This is a genomic window from Xanthomonas arboricola pv. guizotiae, assembly GCF_002940205.1.
Taxonomy (GTDB): domain Bacteria; phylum Pseudomonadota; class Gammaproteobacteria; order Xanthomonadales; family Xanthomonadaceae; genus Xanthomonas; species Xanthomonas arboricola_C.
The window spans coordinates 1-1,428 of sequence record NZ_MDSK01000092.1 but is presented as its reverse complement, the minus strand read 5'-3'; the positions used below and the strand labels follow the sequence as shown (position 1 = coordinate 1,428).

Below are 1,428 nucleotides of genomic sequence, written 5' to 3'. Positions count from 1 at the left end.
GGCTTTGGCCGTGGTTTTGGCTTTGGCTTTGTCTTTGGCTTGGGCAATGCGATCCAAGGCCCATTGGCTCAGCACAATGTTTCGACTGCACTGCGACTCCAGTCGGCTCAGCGCAATTTCTCGATATTCAGCATCCGCAGAATGCTCAATTCGTCTTATTATTTGATGTATGACTTGGTCGCGTTGACCTTCATTCAATTCCTGAAGCATCTGCCTGCCACTTACATGTGACAGGCCACTGTCTGCCAAAAAGCGAGAAAAACCTGTAAATCTTCTTTGTAGCGCGCGCATGTCTTTGTTATCGCCATAGGCGCCGATTAGTTCTAATATTTCTGAGTAATCCGTATGGGTTTCGGAGGTCGACGCGGCTGCCCGCATCCTATGGACTGAGGCATCGGCATGCACTTGCGTGGAATTTCTTCGCGGGAGGGATTCAAGCAGCGGATGCATGTTATAACCCGCGCTGTGGTTTTCCCTGTATTCTTCCGGGGGCGGAGAATTGCGGTGATCATCTGCCGCTTCCGTCATTTCGCGATATTTTTTATAGTCAAAATTAAATAGTGCGTCCATTATTTAAAGTGAAAAGTCCGGTAGGGACTGATATTATTGGGTGTTCCCGATGTAATTAAATAGCTAAGAGCGAATAGTCTTTCTCGACAGCGATCTTCCCGTGTCGCGGTCTGGCGAGAATCGCTGGCTGATCATCCGCCTGCCGGCATTGCACCGGCTGCGATGGCGTTTTCGGGTTCTCCAACGGGGCGCGGTGGCCGCAGCTGCTCCAAGAGCTGTTCCAGCGTGCTCAGACGTACCGTGGCCCGCAAGGTCTCCGCCTCGGCGTGTTCCCGGCGCTGGCGCTCTTCGACCAGCTCGGTCCGCGCCGCAGCCAGTTCGGCGCGCACGCCTTCCAGCGCCTGGACATCTTGGGTCCAGCGCGCCTGCAGGGCTTGGTGCTTGGCGGCTGTCAGGCGCAGTGCGTCGCGCTCGCGTTGCTGGGCGTCGGCCCGCTGGCATGCCTGCGCCAGTTCCCGCTCCAGCCGGGTATGGCGTTCCAGCCACTGGCCGTTTTCCCGGTTGAGCTGCATCAGGTCGTGATTCTTGGCGGTCAATGCCTCGTTGGCCTGCCGTAGGGCGACCTGCAGCTCCTGCACCTGGTGCTCATGCCGGCGCTGTTCCTGCTCGCGCTGGTCCTTGACCGAGGTGCGGTAGTGCTCAAGGGCTTCCCTGGCGTGTTCGTGCTTGTGTTCCAACGATTTCGCATGGGCGTCGTGCTCGGCCACGCGAACGGTCAGGCCGGAGATCCGCTCCTCCAACTGCGCCAGTTCGGTGGTGCGGCTGGCCACTTCGCTCCTGGCAGCGTCGCCCGCCTCGCGTTCGGCCTGCAGCGCGGTCTCGCAGCGTTGCAGCTGCGTCATGAGTGAGCCGGCCTCG

General features: G+C 58.7%; 1 protein-coding gene and 1 pseudogene. Both read right to left on the bottom strand.

What is annotated here, in order from left to right; translation table 11 throughout:
- Positions 1–570, bottom strand: a pseudogene (locus tag XarbCFBP7408_RS21930) (hypothetical protein); the annotation flags it as partial.
- A 131-nt stretch (positions 571–701) separates the two neighbouring features.
- Positions 702–1,428: transposase (locus XarbCFBP7408_RS21925; protein ID WP_104564692.1), on the bottom strand; the 727-nt coding region annotated here is incomplete at its 5' end.